The sequence below is a fragment of the Aeromonas veronii genome (assembly GCF_040215105.1).
In the GTDB taxonomy this organism is placed as follows: domain Bacteria; phylum Pseudomonadota; class Gammaproteobacteria; order Enterobacterales; family Aeromonadaceae; genus Aeromonas; species Aeromonas veronii_G.
Genome location: NZ_CP157875.1, coordinates 220,288 through 236,176, shown reverse-complemented (window position 1 = coordinate 236,176; position 15,889 = coordinate 220,288). Strand labels below are relative to the sequence as shown.

Below are 15,889 nucleotides of genomic sequence, written 5' to 3'. Positions count from 1 at the left end.
CAGCTCGGCTGCCGTTTGGGGGGTGACCACCCGGTACATAGATACATCCTTGAGTTACACTGGTCGAAAACCATCTTGCCGTGCAAATTCATGGACTTCAATCTGCAAGCGTACCAAGCCGATCACTTATTGCACCTCAGTGTCAAACCCGAGCGCCGCCTCAGCATCCTGGAAAATGGTCAGCATCGCTGGCTGGAAATGGACGGCGTGGTGCAGTCAGCCATGAGCCTCGCCCAGCCTGACCGCCTCTGCCTGCCCCATCAACGCAGCATTGCCGTACACCTGCCCGAACGGGCGAACCGGATCCTGGAACTGGGCCTCGGCGGCGGCGATCTCACCCGCCATCTGGCGGCCCGCTGGCCCGAGGCCGCGCACGATTGCGTGGATCTGGACGCCGAGATCCTCACCCTGTTCCAGCAGTTCTTTCAACCCTCGGCCCTGCGAACCCCCCGGCTGCACCAGGCCGATGCACTCCACTTCCTGCTCCAGCATCAGGAGCGCTACGATCTGGTGCTGTTGGATCTGTTCAGCCAGGACGGCAATCCCCTGCTGCTGTTCCAGGCGCCTCTCTACCAGGCCCTGGCCCAGCGCCTCGCGGGCACCCTCATCATCAACCTGCTGCCACGCACCCAGCTCGAACAAGCGCAGGCCCTGCGACTGGCGAGGGAGTGGGTCGGTCCCACCGAACTGCATGCCGTGCCCGGCTACCGCAATGTCATCCTGCACACTACCCGCGAGCCCCATCACGGCTCATAGTGGCTGAAAACGTACCGACACACCGGGATCGCACTCTGGCAGGCAGTGGTTATGTATTGCACAGCGAATTTCTGCCATACAAAACGCCATAAAAACAGCCTTTGGCAGCATGAAAGGTAGCAGTTAGACCTGCAGCCAGAAGGTCACGGGACCGTCATTGAGCAGCCGCACCTTCATGTCGGCGGCGAAACGGCCGCTCTCGGTTGGCAGACCGCTCTCCCGCGCCTTGTCCACGAAATAGTCATAGAGGCGCTCCGCCTCCACCGGGTGCGCGCCGCCGGAGAAGCTCGGCCGCATCCCCTTGCCGGTATCCGCCGCCAGGGTGAACTGGGAGACCACCAGCAGGCTGCCGCCGGCCTGACCGACGTTGAGGTTCATCTTGCCGTTCTCGTCGGAGAAGATGCGATAGCCGCTCACCTTGTGCAGCAGCTTGTCGGCCTTGGCCTCATCATCCCCCTGCTCGACCCCGAGCAGTACCAGCAGCCCCCCCTCGATGGTGCCCACCACCTCGCCGTCCACCGTCACGCTGGCCTCGGCAACCCGTTGGATCAATGCAATCACCCGCAACTCCTTCATCTGTGGGAAAGAAACGACCGCCAGCTGGCGGTCGTTGATGGTAACAATAAGCGATGGGCGCAGGCCAATGTCACATCAGCCTTGCGCATCTCCTCCCGCGGGATGGCCCCTGACGCAGCTCAACCCAGCTCCTCGGCCCCCGGCTTCTCATATTCGCCGAGGCAGGCGGTGGTCTCGGCGCCAAGCAGTATCACCAGCCAGCTCAGATAGACCCAGACGAACAGGATAGGAATGGTCGCCAGCGCCCCGTAGATGGCCTGATAGGAGGGGAAGTTGGTGATATAGATGGCGAAACCACGCTTGGCCAGCTCGAACAGGGTGGCCGCCACCAGGGCGCCGATGAAGGCATGGGTCAACCGCACCTTGCAGTTCGGCACCACCGTATAGATCAGCAGGAAGGTGAGCACGGAGAACAGGAACGGCAGGCTGCGCAGCAGCAGGAAACCGATGCCGAACAGGCTGTCACCGGAGAACAGCTTGAGGGACAGGATATAAGAGGAGATGGCGAGGCTGGCACCGATGAGCACCGGGCCCAGGGTCAGGATCATCCAGTACATGGCGAAGGCCTGGGCCAGGGGCCGGTTCTGGGTCGAGCGCCAGATGTAGTTGAGGTTCTTGTCGATGGCCGAGATCAGCATCAGGGCCACCACGATCAGGGCGCCAATCCCCACTGCCGTAGTATTGGTGGCATTGGCCACGAAGCCGTCGATGTACTCCTTGAGCATTTCGCCGGCGGTGGGCACGAAGTTGTGATAGACGAACTGCTCTATCCCCTGCTTCAGGCTCTGGAATACCGGAAAGGCGGACATCATGCCAAACACCACGGCGATCATGGGCACCAGGGAGAGCAGAGTGACATAGGCCAGGTAGCCCGCGGTGACGGTCAACCTGTCCTGCTGGAAACGGCCCCAGACAAACTGGGCGAAGTGGCCACCATCGTGGCGCAAGAAGGAAACGGCATGGCCCAGACGGCCACGGATTTTCTGCAACATCGCAATTCTCGAACAATTCATCATGCCGATATTGTGTCAGATAGGGTGGCCATTTGGCCACCTGCGTGCAGCCCAGACCCGTCAGCGTGGCTCGCACCCGGGCAAGCGCCCATAAAAAAAGAGGCCATAAGGCCTCTCTTTGGTCTGTCGATGAACAGCTATCAAGCACGACCGGCGCGCTTGCGATCCATCTCGGTCAGCAGCTTCTTGCGGATACGGATCGCCTTGGGGGTGATCTCGACCAGCTCGTCGTTGTCGATGAACTCGAGGGCCTGTTCCAGGGTCATGCGGATCGGCGGAGTCAGCACCTGGGCTTCGTCGGTACCGGAGGCACGCATGTTGGTCAGCTGTTTGCCCTTCAGGCAGTTGACGGTCAGGTCGTTGGAGCGGGAGTGGATCCCGATCACCTGGCCTTCGTACACCTCGGTCGCGTGACCGATGAACAGACGACCACGATCTTGCAGGCCGAACAGGGCGAAGGTCAGAGCCTTGCCGGTGGCGTTGGAGATCAGCACGCCGTTCTGACGCTCACCGATGCTGCCACCCTTGTGCGGACCGTAGTGGTCGAAGGTGTGGTACAGCAGGCCGGTACCTGAGGTCATGGTCAGGAACTCGGTCTGGAAGCCGATCAGGCCACGGCTCGGGATCATGAAGTCCAGACGGACACGGCCCTTGCCATCCGGGGTCATGTTGGTCATCTCGCCCTTACGCAGACCGAGTTGCTCCATCACGGAACCCTGGTGGATCTCTTCCACGTCGACAGTCACGGTTTCGAACGGCTCTTGCAGAACGCCGTCAACGGTGCGCAGGATAACTTCCGGACGGGATACGGCCAGCTCGTAACCTTCGCGACGCATGTTTTCGATCAGGATGGACAGGTGCAGTTCACCACGGCCGGAGACGCGGAACTTGTCCGGATCTTCGGTCTCTTCCACGCGCAGGGCCACGTTGTGGACCAGCTCCTGGTTCAGACGCTCCAGGATGTTGCGGGAAGTCACGAACTTGCCTTCTTTACCGGCGAACGGGGAGGTGTTCACCTGGAAGGTCATGTTCACGGTCGGCTCGTCAACGGAGAGCGGCGGCAGGGCTTCGACGGCGTTGTTGTCACAGACGGTGTCGGAGATCTTCAGCTCGCCCAGACCGGTGATGGCGATGATGTCGCCCGCTTGCGCGTCGGCCACTTCGGTACGGGACAGACCCAGGTAACCCAGCACCTGACCGACCTTGCCGGTACGGCTCTTGCCGTTGGCACCGACGATGGTGACCTGTTGGTTGGTCTTGACGCGACCACGGGTGATACGGCCGATACCGATGACACCGACGTAGGAGTTGTAGTCCAGCTGGGAGATCTGCATCTGGAAACCACCGTCTGCGTCAGCCTTGGGGGCTTCCACGTTGTCGACGATGGCCTGGAACAGGGGTTCCATGTTCTCGGACGGCACGTCCTGATCCATGGTGGCCCAGCCGTTCAGTGCAGAGGCGTAAACAACCTTGAAGTCCAGCTGCTCATCGGTGGCACCCAGGTTGTCAAACAGGTCGAATACCTGATCCATTACCCAGTCAGGACGAGCACCCGGACGGTCGATCTTGTTGATGACCACGATCGGCTTCAGGCCCTGGGCGAACGCCTTCTGGGTCACGAAACGGGTTTGCGGCATCGGGCCGTCGACGGCGTCGACCAGCAGCAGCACGGAGTCAACCATGGACAGTACGCGCTCAACTTCACCACCGAAGTCGGCGTGACCCGGGGTATCAACGATGTTGATGCGGTAGTCGTTCCAGCGGATCGCAGTGTTCTTGGCGAGAATGGTGATGCCACGTTCCCGTTCCAGATCATTGGAGTCCATGATCCGTTCCTGACCTTCGCTGGTGCGATCCAGAGTGCCGGATTGCTGCAGCAGCTTATCAACCAGAGTCGTTTTGCCGTGGTCAACGTGCGCAATAATCGCAATATTGCGTAAATTCTCTAACATTCTCGCCTCAAATCACCGGGTAAAATTGGGCGCTAATTGTACTCTCGCCTTTGTGATCTGCCTAGCAGAATTGCAGACCATTCGTGCACGACAGGGGATCAGGATCATAGACCCCGTTTGAAAAGCCTGCTTAGATGGGGGTTGGAACGCTGGCGCACCATATTGGTGCACCAAAAGGATCCAAGGTTGCACCACTATGAGGCGCAACACTGCACGAGAGCGGGTGACCCGACAGCCTGAAACGGTGCAAATGCCCTGAAATCAAGCTGTCACAAACTTGGCACGATACTGGCTTATGTGAATATGACGACGCATTCACCCAAAGAGTTTTAACACCGGAGGTTACTTAGCATGTCAGCCCAGAACGTTTTGGCCCTGATCCAGGAACACGAAGTCAAGTTTGTTGATCTGCGCTTTACCGACACCAAGGGTAAAGAACAGCACGTATCCATTCCTTCCCATCAGGTCGATGAAGACTTCTTCGAAGATGGCAAGATGTTCGATGGTTCCTCCATCGGCGGCTGGAAGGGCATCAATGAGTCTGACATGGTGCTGATGCCGGACCCGGCCTCCGCCAAGCTGGATCCCTTCACTGAAGAGACCACCCTGAACATCGTCTGTGACGTGCTCGAGCCCGCCACCATGCAAGGCTACGACCGCGATCCGCGCTCCATCGCCAAGCGCGCCGAAGATTTCCTGAAGTCCAGCGGCATCGCTGACACCGTGCTGTTCGGGCCGGAGCCGGAATTCTTCATGTTCGACAACATCACCTTCTCCAACACCATGGGCCACAGCTTCGTGAAGATCGAATCCGAAGAAGCTGCCTGGAACTCCGGTACCGACTACGAGCACGGCAACAAGGGTCACCGTCCCTTCGTCAAGGGTGGTTACTTCCCGGTTGCACCGGTTGACTCCTCCCAGGATATCCGTGCCGCCATGTGTCTGGTGCTGGAAGAGATGGGCCAGGTGGTCGAAGCGCACCACCATGAAGTGGCGACCGCCGGTCAGAACGAGATCGCGACCCGCTTCAACACTCTGACTCTGAAAGCGGACGAAGTGCAGGTGCTGAAGTACGTGATCCACAACGTGGCCCACGCCTACAACAAGACCGTTACCTTCATGCCCAAACCCATGTTCGGTGACAACGGCTCCGGCATGCACTGCCACCAGTCCCTGGCCAAGAACGGCGTCAACCTGTTCGCCGGCGACCTGTACGGCGGTCTGTCCGAGATGGCGCTGCACTACATCGGCGGCATCATCAAGCACGCCAAGGCCATCAACGCCTTCGCCAACCCGACCACCAACTCCTACAAGCGTCTGGTACCAGGCTACGAAGCCCCGGTCATGCTGGCCTACTCCGCCCGCAACCGCTCTGCCTCCATCCGTATTCCGGTGGTGCCGAGCCCGAAAGCCCGTCGCATCGAGGTTCGCTTCCCGGATCCGGCAGCCAACCCCTACCTGGCCTTCGCCGCCCAGCTGATGGCCGGCCTGGACGGTATCATCAACAAGATCCATCCGGGCGATGCCATGGACAAGAACTTGTATGACCTGCCGCCGGAAGAAGCCGCCGAAGTGCCGACCGTTGCCGGCTCTCTGGACGAAGCCCTGTCTGCCCTGGACGCAGACCGCGAGTTCCTGACCCGTGGTGGCGTGTTCAGCGATGACTTCATCAACTCCTACCTGGAGCTGAAGCAGCAGGACGTGGATCGCGTACGCATGACCCCGCACCCGCTGGAGTTTGAGCTGTACTACTCCGTCTAATCGGTGTCCTTGCGTCATCAACATGAAAACCCGCCAGCTGGCGGGTTTTTTTATGGTGGGCCGGCAGCCCGCACACGCGCCATTCACGGAAGAAACCGCCAGCCCATCGATCGATATCCGCCCCATATTTCCGACAATCGGTCTGGCCGTTTTTTCTCTGATAGGATTAAGCTGAACCCCGTCAAGGAGAGATGGATGAACACAGTGCCATGGATGCTGAGCCTCTTGCTGATGCTGCCTTTCGCCGCCCAGGCTGCCAGGGTCTACTCCTGGGTCGATGCCAACGGCGTGACCCACTACACCGATGCTCCCCCTCCCGGCAAGAGTGCCAAGGAGCTGGATCTTCGGGTCTCCCCCCTCATCGGCACCGCCCCCCACTCGGTGCAGGTAGACAACTTCAATCATCTGACCGGGGTTGATGACAAGAAGGCACAGGCGGCCGCCACGCTGTCTGTCGAGCTGCTCTCCCCCGAGCCAGGCAGTACCCTGCGTGACAACACGGGCAACATCGTCTTCCAGGCCGAGGTCAATCCCCAGGCACCGGTACAGTTCGATCTGCGCCTGCTGCTCAACGGCAAGGCCGTCCCCCTGGTCCATAACAGCCTGGCAATCCGGGTGGAGAACCTCGATCGCGGCGCCCATCAGGCGCAGCTCGAGCTGCTCGCCAAAGACGGTACGATCCTTGCTAAATCCAAGCCAACCACCTTTTACCTGCACAGAACCACGGTGGATCCGGCTCCCAAGGCCACCCCCAAAGCGGATTAGGGGTGATGTGATGCACCGATGCGGGTAAACTCAATGCACCATATCGGTGCATAATCGGTGAGCAGCACCGTTTTAGGGAGAAACCAGTGCCAACCCGCTCGGACAACGCCAAGACACTCTTGGACAACCTGCTGACCGCCGTCATCCTGATGGACGAGCGGCTCTGCATTCAATTCGTCAACCCGGCGGCAGAGCAGCTGCTCTCCCTCAGCGAGCGGCGCCTGATCGGCATAGAGCTGCCCTATCTGCTCGAACACATCTCCCTCGATCTGCAGCGATTCAAACAGTGCCTCATTTCGGGGCAAGGCTTCACCGACAGCGAAGTGACCCTGGTGGTGGAAGGGGAACCCAGGCTGGTGGAGATCAGCGTCAGCCCCATGGCCGACACCCAGGGCAGCGGTGAACAGCGGCTGATGGTGGTGGAGCTGCGCAAGATCGATCAGCAGAAGAAGATAAGCCAGGAGCTGCAGCAACATGCCCAGCAGCAGGCGGCCAAGGAGCTGGTGCGCGGTCTGGCCCACGAGATCAAGAATCCCCTCGGTGGCTTGCGCGGCGCCGCCCAGTTGCTGCAAAAGGAGCTGCCGGATCCCGCCTTGCGGGAATATACCGGCATCATCATCGAGCAGGCCGACCGGCTGCGGGCCTTGGTCGATCGCCTGCTCGGCCCCCAGCGGCCCGGCCGCCACCAGATGCACAATGTGCACTCGGTGCTGGAACAGGTGCGCCGCCTGGTGGATCTGGAGCTGCCTCCCCAGATCCGGATCGAGCGGGACTACGATCCCAGCATTCCGGAATTCGAGATGGAGGCGGATCAGCTGCAGCAGGCCTTCCTCAACATAGTGCGCAACGCCGCCGAGGCGCTGGGGGAGCAGACCGGGCTCATCCGCATCAAGACTCGCACCGCCTTCCAGATCACCATCCACGGCCAGCGCTACCGGCTGGCGGCGGAGATCAAGATCATCGACAACGGCCCCGGCATTCCCGATGCCATCCGCGACACCCTCTTCTACCCCATGATCACCGGCAAGGAGGGAGGGACGGGGCTTGGCCTCTCCATCGCCCAGAACCTGATCGATCAGCACAAGGGGCGCATCGACTGCATCAGCTGGCCCGGCCATACCGAATTCACCATCTATCTACCGCTTCGCAAATAAGGGAACCTCATGACAGCAAAAGTGTGGATCGTCGATGACGACAGCTCCATCCGGTGGGTCCTGGAGCGCACCCTGGGCAGCGAAGGCTTCGATTGCGAGAGTTTTGCCGATGGTGAAGCCCTGCTGAGCTCCCTGGAGATGCGCTCGCCCGACGTCATCCTCTCCGACATTCGCATGCCCGGCATCGATGGTCTCAGCCTGCTGGAGCAGATCCATCGCCGTCAGGCGGATCTGCCCATCATCATCATGACCGCCCACTCGGACTTGGACAGTGCGGTCAACGCCTACCAGCGCGGCGCCTTCGAGTACCTGCCCAAGCCCTTCGACATCGACGAGGCCGTCAGCCTGGTACGCCGCGCCGAGAATCACCTCAAGGAGCAGCGTACCAAACGCAAGGGTCGTCAGCAGGAGCCCGGCAACAGCCCGGAGATCATCGGCGAGGCCCCCGCCATGCAGGAGGTGTTTCGCGCCATCGGCCGACTGTCACGCTCCAGCATCTCGGTGCTCATCAACGGTCAAAGTGGTACCGGCAAGGAGCTGGTCGCCCATGCCCTGCACAAGCACAGCCCCCGCTCCCACAAGAACTTCATCGCACTCAACATGGCGGCCATCCCCAAAGATCTCATCGAATCCGAGCTGTTCGGCCATGAGAAGGGGGCCTTCACCGGTGCCAACAACATCCGTCACGGCCGCTTCGAGCAGGCCGATGGCGGCACCCTGTTTCTCGACGAGATAGGGGACATGCCCCTCGAGGTACAGACCCGGCTGCTGCGGGTACTGGCGGATGGGCAGTTCTACCGGGTCGGCGGTCACCAGCCGGTGCAGGTGGACGTGCGGATCATCGCCGCCACCCACCAAAATCTGGAGAAGCGGGTGGCCGACGGCGAGTTTCGGGAGGATTTGTTCCATCGCCTCAACGTCATTCGCATTCACATCCCGGCCCTCAAGGAGCGGCGCGAAGACATTCCCCAACTCGCCCAGCACTTCCTGTTGCGAGCGGCCAAGGAGCTGAACGTGGAGGCCAAGAGCCTGCATCCGGACACCCAGGCCTATGTCAGCCGCCTGCCCTGGCCGGGCAACGTGCGCCAGCTGGAGAACGTCTGCCGCTGGCTGACCGTGATGGCCTCGGGTCAGGAGGTGCTGGTGAGCGATCTCCCTCCCGAACTGCTGACCCCGGTCACCAGCACGGCAGAGCCGGGGCAACCCGCCCTCGCCGGTGGCTGGCAGCAACAGTTGCAGGATTGGGTGGCTGGCAAGTTGGCGCTGGGGGAGACCGACATCCTGGCCGACGCCCTGCCCCAGTTCGAGCGGATCATGCTGGAGACGGCACTGGAACACACTCGCGGTCACAAGCAGGAGGCAGCCCGCCTGCTCGGCTGGGGTCGCAACACCCTGACCCGCAAGCTCAAGGAGCTCGATATTCCCTGAGCCTCAGGGGAAAACGATTCCCATCACGCCTTGATGAATATATGCCCGCCCAGTACCCCGTTTGCCTGCAAACGGGGTATCTTTTTCAGGAGTCCTGCCTAGAATGGCAGGCTTTCCAACCCGACTCGCAGAAGGCGCCACCATGATTGACAGATCCCTCCCCCTGACCGACCTGCACCGCCATCTGGACGGCAACATTCGCCCACAGACCATTCTCGAGCTGGGTAGACAGCACAACATTCAGCTGCCCGCCACCGAGCTGGAGGCGCTGCGCCCCCACGTGCAGATCGTCGAGAACGAACCGAGCCTGGTCGCCTTCCTGAAAAAGCTGGACTGGGGCGTGGCCGTGCTGGCCGACTACGATGCCTGCCGTCGGGTGGCCTACGAGAACGTGGAAGATCTGCTGCGCGCCGGCATCGACTATGCCGAGCTGCGTTTCAGCCCGGCCTACATGGCCATGGCCCACAAGCTGCACCCCCAGGGCGTGGTGGAGGCCGTCATCGATGGCGTGGCCGCCGGCAGCCGCGATTTTGGCATCAAGACCAACCTCATCGGCATCATGAGTCGCACCTTCGGCACCGAGCAGTGCCGAGTCGAACTGGAAGCCTGCCTGGCCCACCGGGATCAGCTGGTCGCCGTCGATCTGGCGGGGGATGAGCTGGGCTTCCCTGGCAACCTGTTCACCGACCACTTCCGCAAGGTGCGGGATGCGGGCATGCGGGTTACCGTGCACGCCGGTGAAGCCGCAGGCCCCGAGAGCATGTGGCAGGCCATCCGGGAGCTCGGCGCCGAGCGCATCGGCCACGGCGTCAAGGCGATCCAGGATCCGGCCCTGATGGCCTACCTGGCGGAGCACCGCATCGGCATCGAATCCTGCCTCACCTCCAACCTGCAGACCACCACGGTGGCGAGCCTCGGCGATCACCCGATCCGCCAGTTCCTGGCCGCCGGCGTACTGGCCTGTCTCAACACCGACGATCCTGCTGTTGAAGGCATAGATCTGCCCTACGAATACGAGGTCGCAGCCCCTACCGCCGGCATGAGTGCGGAAGAAATTCGCACCGCGCAGCGCAATGGTCTGACACTGGCCTTCCTGAGCGACGCCGAGAAGGCCGAACTGAGCGCCCGGGCTGCCCGCCGCCAAGGCTAGTCGGCATCCCGACCCAATAAAGAAACCGCCTCTCGGCGGTTTTTTTATTGTCCGGCAATCGAACGATTCAGATCACCCGGGAGAACTGCTGCTGACGCGCCTTGCTGCGCAGGTAGACGTCGAAACACATGCAGATGTTGCGAATGAGCAGCTGACCGGTGGAGACCACCTCCAGCCCCTCGGCCGTCATGCGCACCAGGCCATCGTCGATGAAGGTCTGCAGCAGCTTGAGATCCTCGGCGAAATACTCCTTGAACACCAGGCCGTGGGCCTGCTCGACGGCAGCGAAGTTCAGGGAGAAGTCACAGATGAGGCGCTTGATCACCTCCCGGCGGATCAGGTCATCCTGATTGAGGGAGCACCCCTTCCACTGGGCATGACCCAGCTCGTCCACCTGGGCGTAGTAGGCCTTGAGATCCTTCTGGTTCTGGGAGTAGGCGTCGCCGATCATGCTGATGGAGGAGACCCCCAGACCCAGCAGGTCGCAATCCCCCTGGGTGGTGTACCCCTGGAAGTTGCGGTGCAGCTTGCCTTCCCGCTGGGCCACCGCCAGTTCGTCGTCCGGCTTGGCGAAGTGATCCATGCCGATGAACTGGTAACCCTGGCCGGTGAGGAAGGCGATGGTGTCCTGCAGCATGGCCAGCTTCTCGCGAGGAGCCGGCATGTCCGCCTCTTTCAACTTGTGCTGGGCGGCGAAGCGGCTCGGCAGATGGGCATAGTTGAAGATGGAGAGACGGGCCGGATCGGTTTTGAGCACCTCTTCCAGGGTGTGATGGAAGCTGTCCCGGTTCTGGTGGGGAAGGCCATAAATCAGATCGAGGTTGGTGGAGCGGAAGCCCAACGCACGGGCGCGCTCCAGCATGGCGCGGATGAAGTCGTTGTCCTGCTCCCGATTGACCGCGATCTGGACCTGCTTGTTGAAGTCCTGCACGCCGAGGCTGATGCGGTTGAAGCCCACCTCTCGCAGCACATCCAGCATGGAGAGTTCGATCTCCCGCGGATCCACTTCGATGCTGATCTCCCCTTCGCCTGCAAACTGGAAGTGTTCCCGCAGCATGGCCATCAGGCGCCGGGTCTGGGCTTCGTTCAGATAGGTCGGGGTGCCGCCGCCCCAATGCAGCTGGGTCACCAGCCGGTGCTTGAACAGCGGGGCCTGGGCCTTGATCTCCTGCTCGAGGAAGTCGAGATACTGATCGGCCTTGTGCTGATGACGGGTGATCACCTTGTTGCAGCCGCAGTAGTAACAGAGCTTGTGGCAGAAGGGGATGTGCACGTAGAGCGACAAATTGCGGGTCGGGTACTGGCCGGCGGCGTGGACGAAATCCGGATAACCGAACCCTTCGTTGAACTCCAGCGCAGTGGGATAGGAGGTATAACGCGGGCCACTGTAGTTGTATTTCTCGATCAGGGCCTGGTCCCACACAATCTGTTCTACTTGCACGCTTGCTTCCTCTTTCTTTTATATCAACGGCTTAACTGGAAGTCCTTCAACAGGGCGACGTCCTTGAGGATCTGCGCCTCCAGCTCGGCTTCATAGCCGCTGCGCTCGAGATCCATCCTCATCACTTCATTGCGCTTGAGCGCCCGTCTCGCCTCGTGAGTCGGCATCTCTTTCACCTTCTCATAGAGACCATAGAGACCGGGGAACTCCTCGGTGAAGGCGCGTCCGCCCTTAATCTGCAGGGCATCCAGCAGATTGGTCAGGCGAATGGCCCCCTCCGAGTAGTCGCACTGACCGTCCCGCACCGCATGGGCGATCACCCTGACGCTCTCGAGGATACGCTCATTGCGGGCCGCGATGGCCTGTTGCTGCATCTCGTGCTGACGCTTGAGACGAGCCAGCAGGGTACCGGCGTAGACCGCCAGCCCCAGCAAGACAAGGCCACCCAGCAGGGCGGCCAGCATCCATCCACTCATCACTTTTTCTTCGGCTCAGGCTTGGGTTCAGGCTGATAGTCAACCTGGGTGAAGCGCTCCCACAGCTCCTCTTCGGAGGCAGGCTGGCTCGGCTCGTCGAAGTCGGCGTCATCGAAGTCGTCGTCTTCATCGGTATCGATGATCCCGAGCTCGTCCATCAGCTCCTGGTAGCGGTCGACCCGCTGATCGACCCAGATTTGCTCGTCCGCGGCCAGGGTCTCGCCATTGTCCAGGCGATCCAGCAGATCGTTCAGACGATCATCGTTCTCGATGGACGCGAGTTCCTGCTCGGGGGTCATCACCAGCTTCTTCTCTTTCAGCGGCTTGGAAACGACCGGCTTGCTCTTCTTCTCTTCCACGACCAGCACGACCGGCTTGCGGGAACCGATGCGCGGATCCTTGGCTTGCTTGCCGCTGCCGCGCTTCTGCTCTTCCCCTGCCTGTTGGCGGGAGCCTGCTTTCAAACCCTTGCGCTTGGCGGCGCGCTTGCGCTCACGACCTTCCTGGGCACTGGCATCTGATTCTTTGCGCTTGCCGGTAGGCTTGCGGGTGGGTTGTTTGGCCGACATGAATGACTCCGACAAATATCTGGATTGAAGCCCGATCCCGTGATGGATTCGTGCGGGAAGGATGCTGAGGCGGGAACAGTAAATCTGGAACAAGAAGGGGATCCTGCACCAATTCGGCCATATTGACCGCTGAACACCGCAGGATCGGCATCCTCTGGGCATGTTGCTGCTATTTTGACACAGAATGCCTGAGCGGGTTAATCACCCAATGGAAAAAAGGCAGCCGAAGCTGCCTTTTTATATTTATGCGAGTCCCATTCCCTGGTTGCAAAACGCCTGTCCCTGGGCGTACATCTGCGCATCGTGTTGTGGGGTCTTCCTGACCCTTATTGGTCGTTCCTGAATGTGCGTGTGCTTGCCTGACCCATCTCGATGACATCCTGCCATCCATCCGGGGTGGTTGCCTCCCGCAGCCTCGCCCATCCCGAGCGATCACCATCCTGGTCTTGCTATCCCGTGCCCATCACCTGTGCATGCTGAGCAGACTTCCTGTCCGACCCGATGGGACAATCGCCCTCGCGTCACTCCATGCCCCCACTGTAACAACTTGGCAGAATGGCTCAATCCACTCAAGATCTCTTCAAATGAAGACAAAACTGCCTATTCATGCCTAAGTATTTGAAAGTTATGGTTTCGAAAATGAAAGCTGAGGGTCGTTTCAGCCGGGGCCGAACCAGAAAATAGGAGATCTCTTACAACAACCCAGGCCATTTATGGCCAATGGTGTTAAAGGCGAAAAAGAAACGGGGAACAATTGAGTTCCCCGTACTTTTCAACAAGATAGGTTTCAGCTGTTATCAGTGCAAGCCAGCCACATACCTGGACAGCGACTCTATGTCTTCATCCGTCAGCTTCTTGGCCACGTCCCGCATCATGCCGTTGGGATCATTTTCGCGGGTTGCGCTGCGGAAGGCGATCAGCTGGGCCTTGATATAGGCAGGATGCTGCCCGGACAGGCTAGGATACTTGGCCTGCTCGACACCGGATCCCCGCGGCCCATGGCAGGCGGTGCATGCCGCCAGACCCCGGCTCATGTCGCCCCCCATGTAGAGTGCCTTGCCGGCGGCCACGACCTCATCCGGCACGGCCAGGGGCGTCACCTTCTGGCTGGAGAAGTAAGCTGCCAGGTCATCCATGTCCTGATCGGACAGGGGCAAGGCCATGGGCCCCATGATGGGGGCAACCCGGCCAGTTTGGCCAGAAGCGGCAGCCTTCAGTTCAACTAATTGTTTTTTGATATATGATGCGTGCTGACCAGCAATCTTGGGATACATGTCGACTGGGCTGTTGCCGTCCGGTCCATGGCAAGCTGCACAGATAGCAGCCTTGGTTTGTCCCGCTGTGGCATCGCCCTTGGCTTGTGCCATCCCAATTACGCCAACCATCAGAGCAAGTGTAATGACTAGGTTCTTCATGGCGTTCCAACTTTCTCGTTATTAGGCTTCCAGATCCCATGCCGCCGAAGGCATGTTAAAATAAACGCGTATAAGCGACGCTATTTTACACGATTTTACAATAAAGTAACTCATAACCCTCTCTCTCTATAGGGAATTTACGTTGGATACACAAACTCTGAATTTCAATAAGGTGCATTTTGTGACCAGCGCACCCGATATCCGCCACCTGCCGAATGACGGGGGTGTCGAGATTGCGTTCGCCGGTCGCTCCAACGCCGGCAAGTCGTCAGCATTGAATACCCTGACCAAGCACAAGAACCTGGCCCGCACCAGTAAGACCCCAGGCCGCACCCAGCTGATCAACCTGTTCGAGCTGGAACCGGGCAAGCGTCTGGTGGATCTGCCGGGCTACGGTTATGCCCAGGTCCCGCTGGAAATGAAGCTGAAGTGGCAAAAGTCGCTGGCAGAATATCTCCAGCGCCGTGAGTCCTTGAAAGGGCTGGTGATCCTGATGGACATCCGCCACCCGCTCAAAGAGACCGACATGAATATGCTGGAGTGGAGCGCCCACCGCGAACTGCCCGTCATGCTGCTGCTCACCAAGGCAGACAAGCTGAGCCCGGGCCCTCGCAACAATCAGGTCATCAAGGTTCGCCAGGCGGTGGCGGAGCTGGGTCCGCAGATCCAGGTGGAAGCCTTCTCTTCCCTCACCAATATCGGTGTCGAGAAGCTGGCCCAGACCCTGACCGGCTGGTATCTGTCCGGAGCCGACAACGAGCCGGCAGACAGTGATGAAGAGGATCAGATCGAGGAGTAAGCACTCCCCACCTCGGTGCAATGAGCGGAGTTGGTTCTCCGCTGATTGAAAGACTTTCAGTTTCTCTCCCGCCTATCTCCCCCGTATCTCGACACGCAATGACGCCCCCTCTCAGGGTATGGAATCATTGATAATCAATGTGATAGCCGCTTTAAATGTAGCAATAATTAACTTATTGCCGCTCTGGTAGCGTTTTCAGAATTCTTGTCGTACAGAGCCTTTTTGAGGCCAAACAAGAACAAAACTGAAATTTTATTACAACACAACGAAGGGATGGGCGGGGAGAGGACAAAAATGAGGCCAGTGCTGCGATCCGCAAGACTGGCCCTAAGCAATCAATTCAAAAAATTGGGAAAAAGCTAATTCTCGAGAACAAAGACGATTGGTTTTCCTCAAGAAAGGCCCTCATTCTAGCAAAAAACTGGGTGAATTAAAGCATTTACTCTAAACAACTAGCATAAAAAAACGCCCCGACGATGACTCATCGGGGCTGCTATTCAGCCACATTCAATTACGTGAAATAAAAGGTCTGAAAGATAGAACATCTTACCTCTGTACCCTACGCAGAGAACTGTACAGCAAAGCAGCAGAAAGTGAAAGTAATTTATGTAATTTAGTTTCACGAAAAATAGAT

General features: G+C 59.6%; 14 protein-coding genes. 7 read left to right on the top strand and 7 right to left on the bottom strand.

Annotated elements, in window-relative coordinates; all coding sequences use genetic code 11:
• Positions 1-90: 90 nt before the first annotated feature.
• Positions 91-756 carry a spermidine synthase gene (locus tag ABNP46_RS01100; protein ID WP_349920627.1) on the top strand — a complete coding sequence of 222 codons (666 nt, stop codon included), beginning with the start codon at positions 91-93 and terminating at the stop codon, positions 754-756.
• 123 nt (positions 757-879) lie between these two features.
• On the opposite strand, the gene dtd is transcribed toward ABNP46_RS01100, so the two are convergent.
• The 3 genes from dtd to typA all read right to left on the bottom strand — a co-directional run bounded on the left by dtd (position 880) and on the right by typA (position 4,297).
• On the bottom strand, positions 880-1,317 hold the full coding sequence (gene dtd / locus ABNP46_RS01095; protein WP_349920626.1) for a D-aminoacyl-tRNA deacylase: 438 nt from the start codon (positions 1,315-1,317) through the stop codon (positions 880-882).
• A 134-nt stretch (positions 1,318-1,451) separates the two neighbouring features.
• Entirely contained in the window at positions 1,452-2,324 is an 873-nt protein-coding gene (locus tag ABNP46_RS01090; RefSeq protein ID WP_349920625.1) for a virulence factor BrkB family protein, read from the bottom strand.
• A 161-nt stretch (positions 2,325-2,485) separates the two neighbouring features.
• Positions 2,486-4,297, bottom strand: coding sequence for a translational GTPase TypA (gene typA / locus ABNP46_RS01085; protein WP_349920624.1), 1,812 nt, complete (start codon positions 4,295-4,297; stop codon positions 2,486-2,488).
• A gap of 351 nt (positions 4,298-4,648) precedes the next feature.
• Between typA and glnA the strand changes: the two genes are divergently transcribed.
• The 5 genes from glnA to add all read left to right on the top strand — a co-directional run bounded on the left by glnA (position 4,649) and on the right by add (position 10,555).
• Entirely contained in the window at positions 4,649-6,058 is a 1,410-nt protein-coding gene (gene glnA / locus ABNP46_RS01080; protein WP_349920623.1) for a glutamate--ammonia ligase, read from the top strand.
• Positions 6,059-6,253: 195 nt separating this feature from the next.
• The gene (locus ABNP46_RS01075; protein ID WP_349920622.1) at positions 6,254-6,823 is read left to right on the top strand and encodes a DUF4124 domain-containing protein; all 570 of its coding nucleotides are present in this window, start codon (positions 6,254-6,256) and stop codon (positions 6,821-6,823) included.
• Between the two features lie 86 nt (positions 6,824-6,909).
• The gene (glnL, locus tag ABNP46_RS01070; protein WP_349920621.1) at positions 6,910-7,977 is read left to right on the top strand and encodes a nitrogen regulation protein NR(II); all 1,068 of its coding nucleotides are present in this window, start codon (positions 6,910-6,912) and stop codon (positions 7,975-7,977) included.
• 9 nt (positions 7,978-7,986) lie between these two features.
• Positions 7,987-9,405 carry a nitrogen regulation protein NR(I) gene (glnG, locus tag ABNP46_RS01065; protein ID WP_349920620.1) on the top strand — a complete coding sequence of 473 codons (1,419 nt, stop codon included), beginning with the start codon at positions 7,987-7,989 and terminating at the stop codon, positions 9,403-9,405.
• Positions 9,406-9,547: 142 nt separating this feature from the next.
• Complete coding sequence (gene add, locus ABNP46_RS01060) at positions 9,548-10,555, top strand: adenosine deaminase (RefSeq protein WP_349920619.1); 1,008 nt, start codon at positions 9,548-9,550, stop codon at positions 10,553-10,555.
• 67 nt (positions 10,556-10,622) lie between these two features.
• Here add and hemN read toward each other — a convergent pair whose 3' ends face one another.
• The 4 genes from hemN to ABNP46_RS01040 form a co-directional block, all read right to left on the bottom strand.
• A complete protein-coding gene (gene hemN, locus ABNP46_RS01055; RefSeq protein WP_349920618.1) occupies positions 10,623-11,996 on the bottom strand; it encodes an oxygen-independent coproporphyrinogen III oxidase in 1,374 nt (457 codons plus the stop codon).
• A 23-nt stretch (positions 11,997-12,019) separates the two neighbouring features.
• Complete coding sequence (locus ABNP46_RS01050) at positions 12,020-12,460, bottom strand: DUF2489 domain-containing protein (protein WP_349922333.1); 441 nt, start codon at positions 12,458-12,460, stop codon at positions 12,020-12,022.
• An 11-nt stretch (positions 12,461-12,471) separates the two neighbouring features.
• The gene (yihI, locus tag ABNP46_RS01045) at positions 12,472-13,041 is read right to left on the bottom strand and encodes a Der GTPase-activating protein YihI (protein ID WP_349920617.1); all 570 of its coding nucleotides are present in this window, start codon (positions 13,039-13,041) and stop codon (positions 12,472-12,474) included.
• Between the two features lie 797 nt (positions 13,042-13,838).
• Complete coding sequence (locus tag ABNP46_RS01040; RefSeq protein ID WP_349920616.1) at positions 13,839-14,456, bottom strand: c-type cytochrome; 618 nt, start codon at positions 14,454-14,456, stop codon at positions 13,839-13,841.
• 142 nt (positions 14,457-14,598) lie between these two features.
• On the opposite strand from ABNP46_RS01040, the gene yihA reads away from it, so the two are divergent.
• Positions 14,599-15,255 carry a ribosome biogenesis GTP-binding protein YihA/YsxC gene (gene yihA, locus ABNP46_RS01035; RefSeq protein ID WP_349920615.1) on the top strand — a complete coding sequence of 219 codons (657 nt, stop codon included), beginning with the start codon at positions 14,599-14,601 and terminating at the stop codon, positions 15,253-15,255.
• The last annotated feature ends 634 nt before the right edge of the window (positions 15,256-15,889 follow it).

Excerpts from the sequence above, each read along its gene's own strand:
- ABNP46_RS01075 (WP_349920622.1), top strand. The coding sequence starts at position 6,254 with ATGAACACAGTGCCATGGATGCTGAGCCTCTTGCTGATGCTGCCTTTC.
- ABNP46_RS01090 (WP_349920625.1), bottom strand. The coding sequence starts at position 2,324 with ATGTTGCAGAAAATCCGTGGCCGTCTGGGCCATGCCGTTTCCTTCTTG.
- glnA (WP_349920623.1), top strand. The coding sequence starts at position 4,649 with ATGTCAGCCCAGAACGTTTTGGCCCTGATCCAGGAACACGAAGTCAAG.
- ABNP46_RS01050 (WP_349922333.1), bottom strand. The coding sequence starts at position 12,460 with ATGCTGGCCGCCCTGCTGGGTGGCCTTGTCTTGCTGGGGCTGGCGGTC.
- glnG (WP_349920620.1), top strand. The coding sequence starts at position 7,987 with ATGACAGCAAAAGTGTGGATCGTCGATGACGACAGCTCCATCCGGTGG.
- ABNP46_RS01100 (WP_349920627.1), top strand. The coding sequence starts at position 91 with ATGGACTTCAATCTGCAAGCGTACCAAGCCGATCACTTATTGCACCTC.
- typA (WP_349920624.1), bottom strand. The coding sequence starts at position 4,297 with ATGTTAGAGAATTTACGCAATATTGCGATTATTGCGCACGTTGACCAC.
- yihI (WP_349920617.1), bottom strand. The coding sequence starts at position 13,041 with ATGTCGGCCAAACAACCCACCCGCAAGCCTACCGGCAAGCGCAAAGAA.
- ABNP46_RS01040 (WP_349920616.1), bottom strand. The coding sequence starts at position 14,456 with ATGAAGAACCTAGTCATTACACTTGCTCTGATGGTTGGCGTAATTGGG.
- add (WP_349920619.1), top strand. The coding sequence starts at position 9,548 with ATGATTGACAGATCCCTCCCCCTGACCGACCTGCACCGCCATCTGGAC.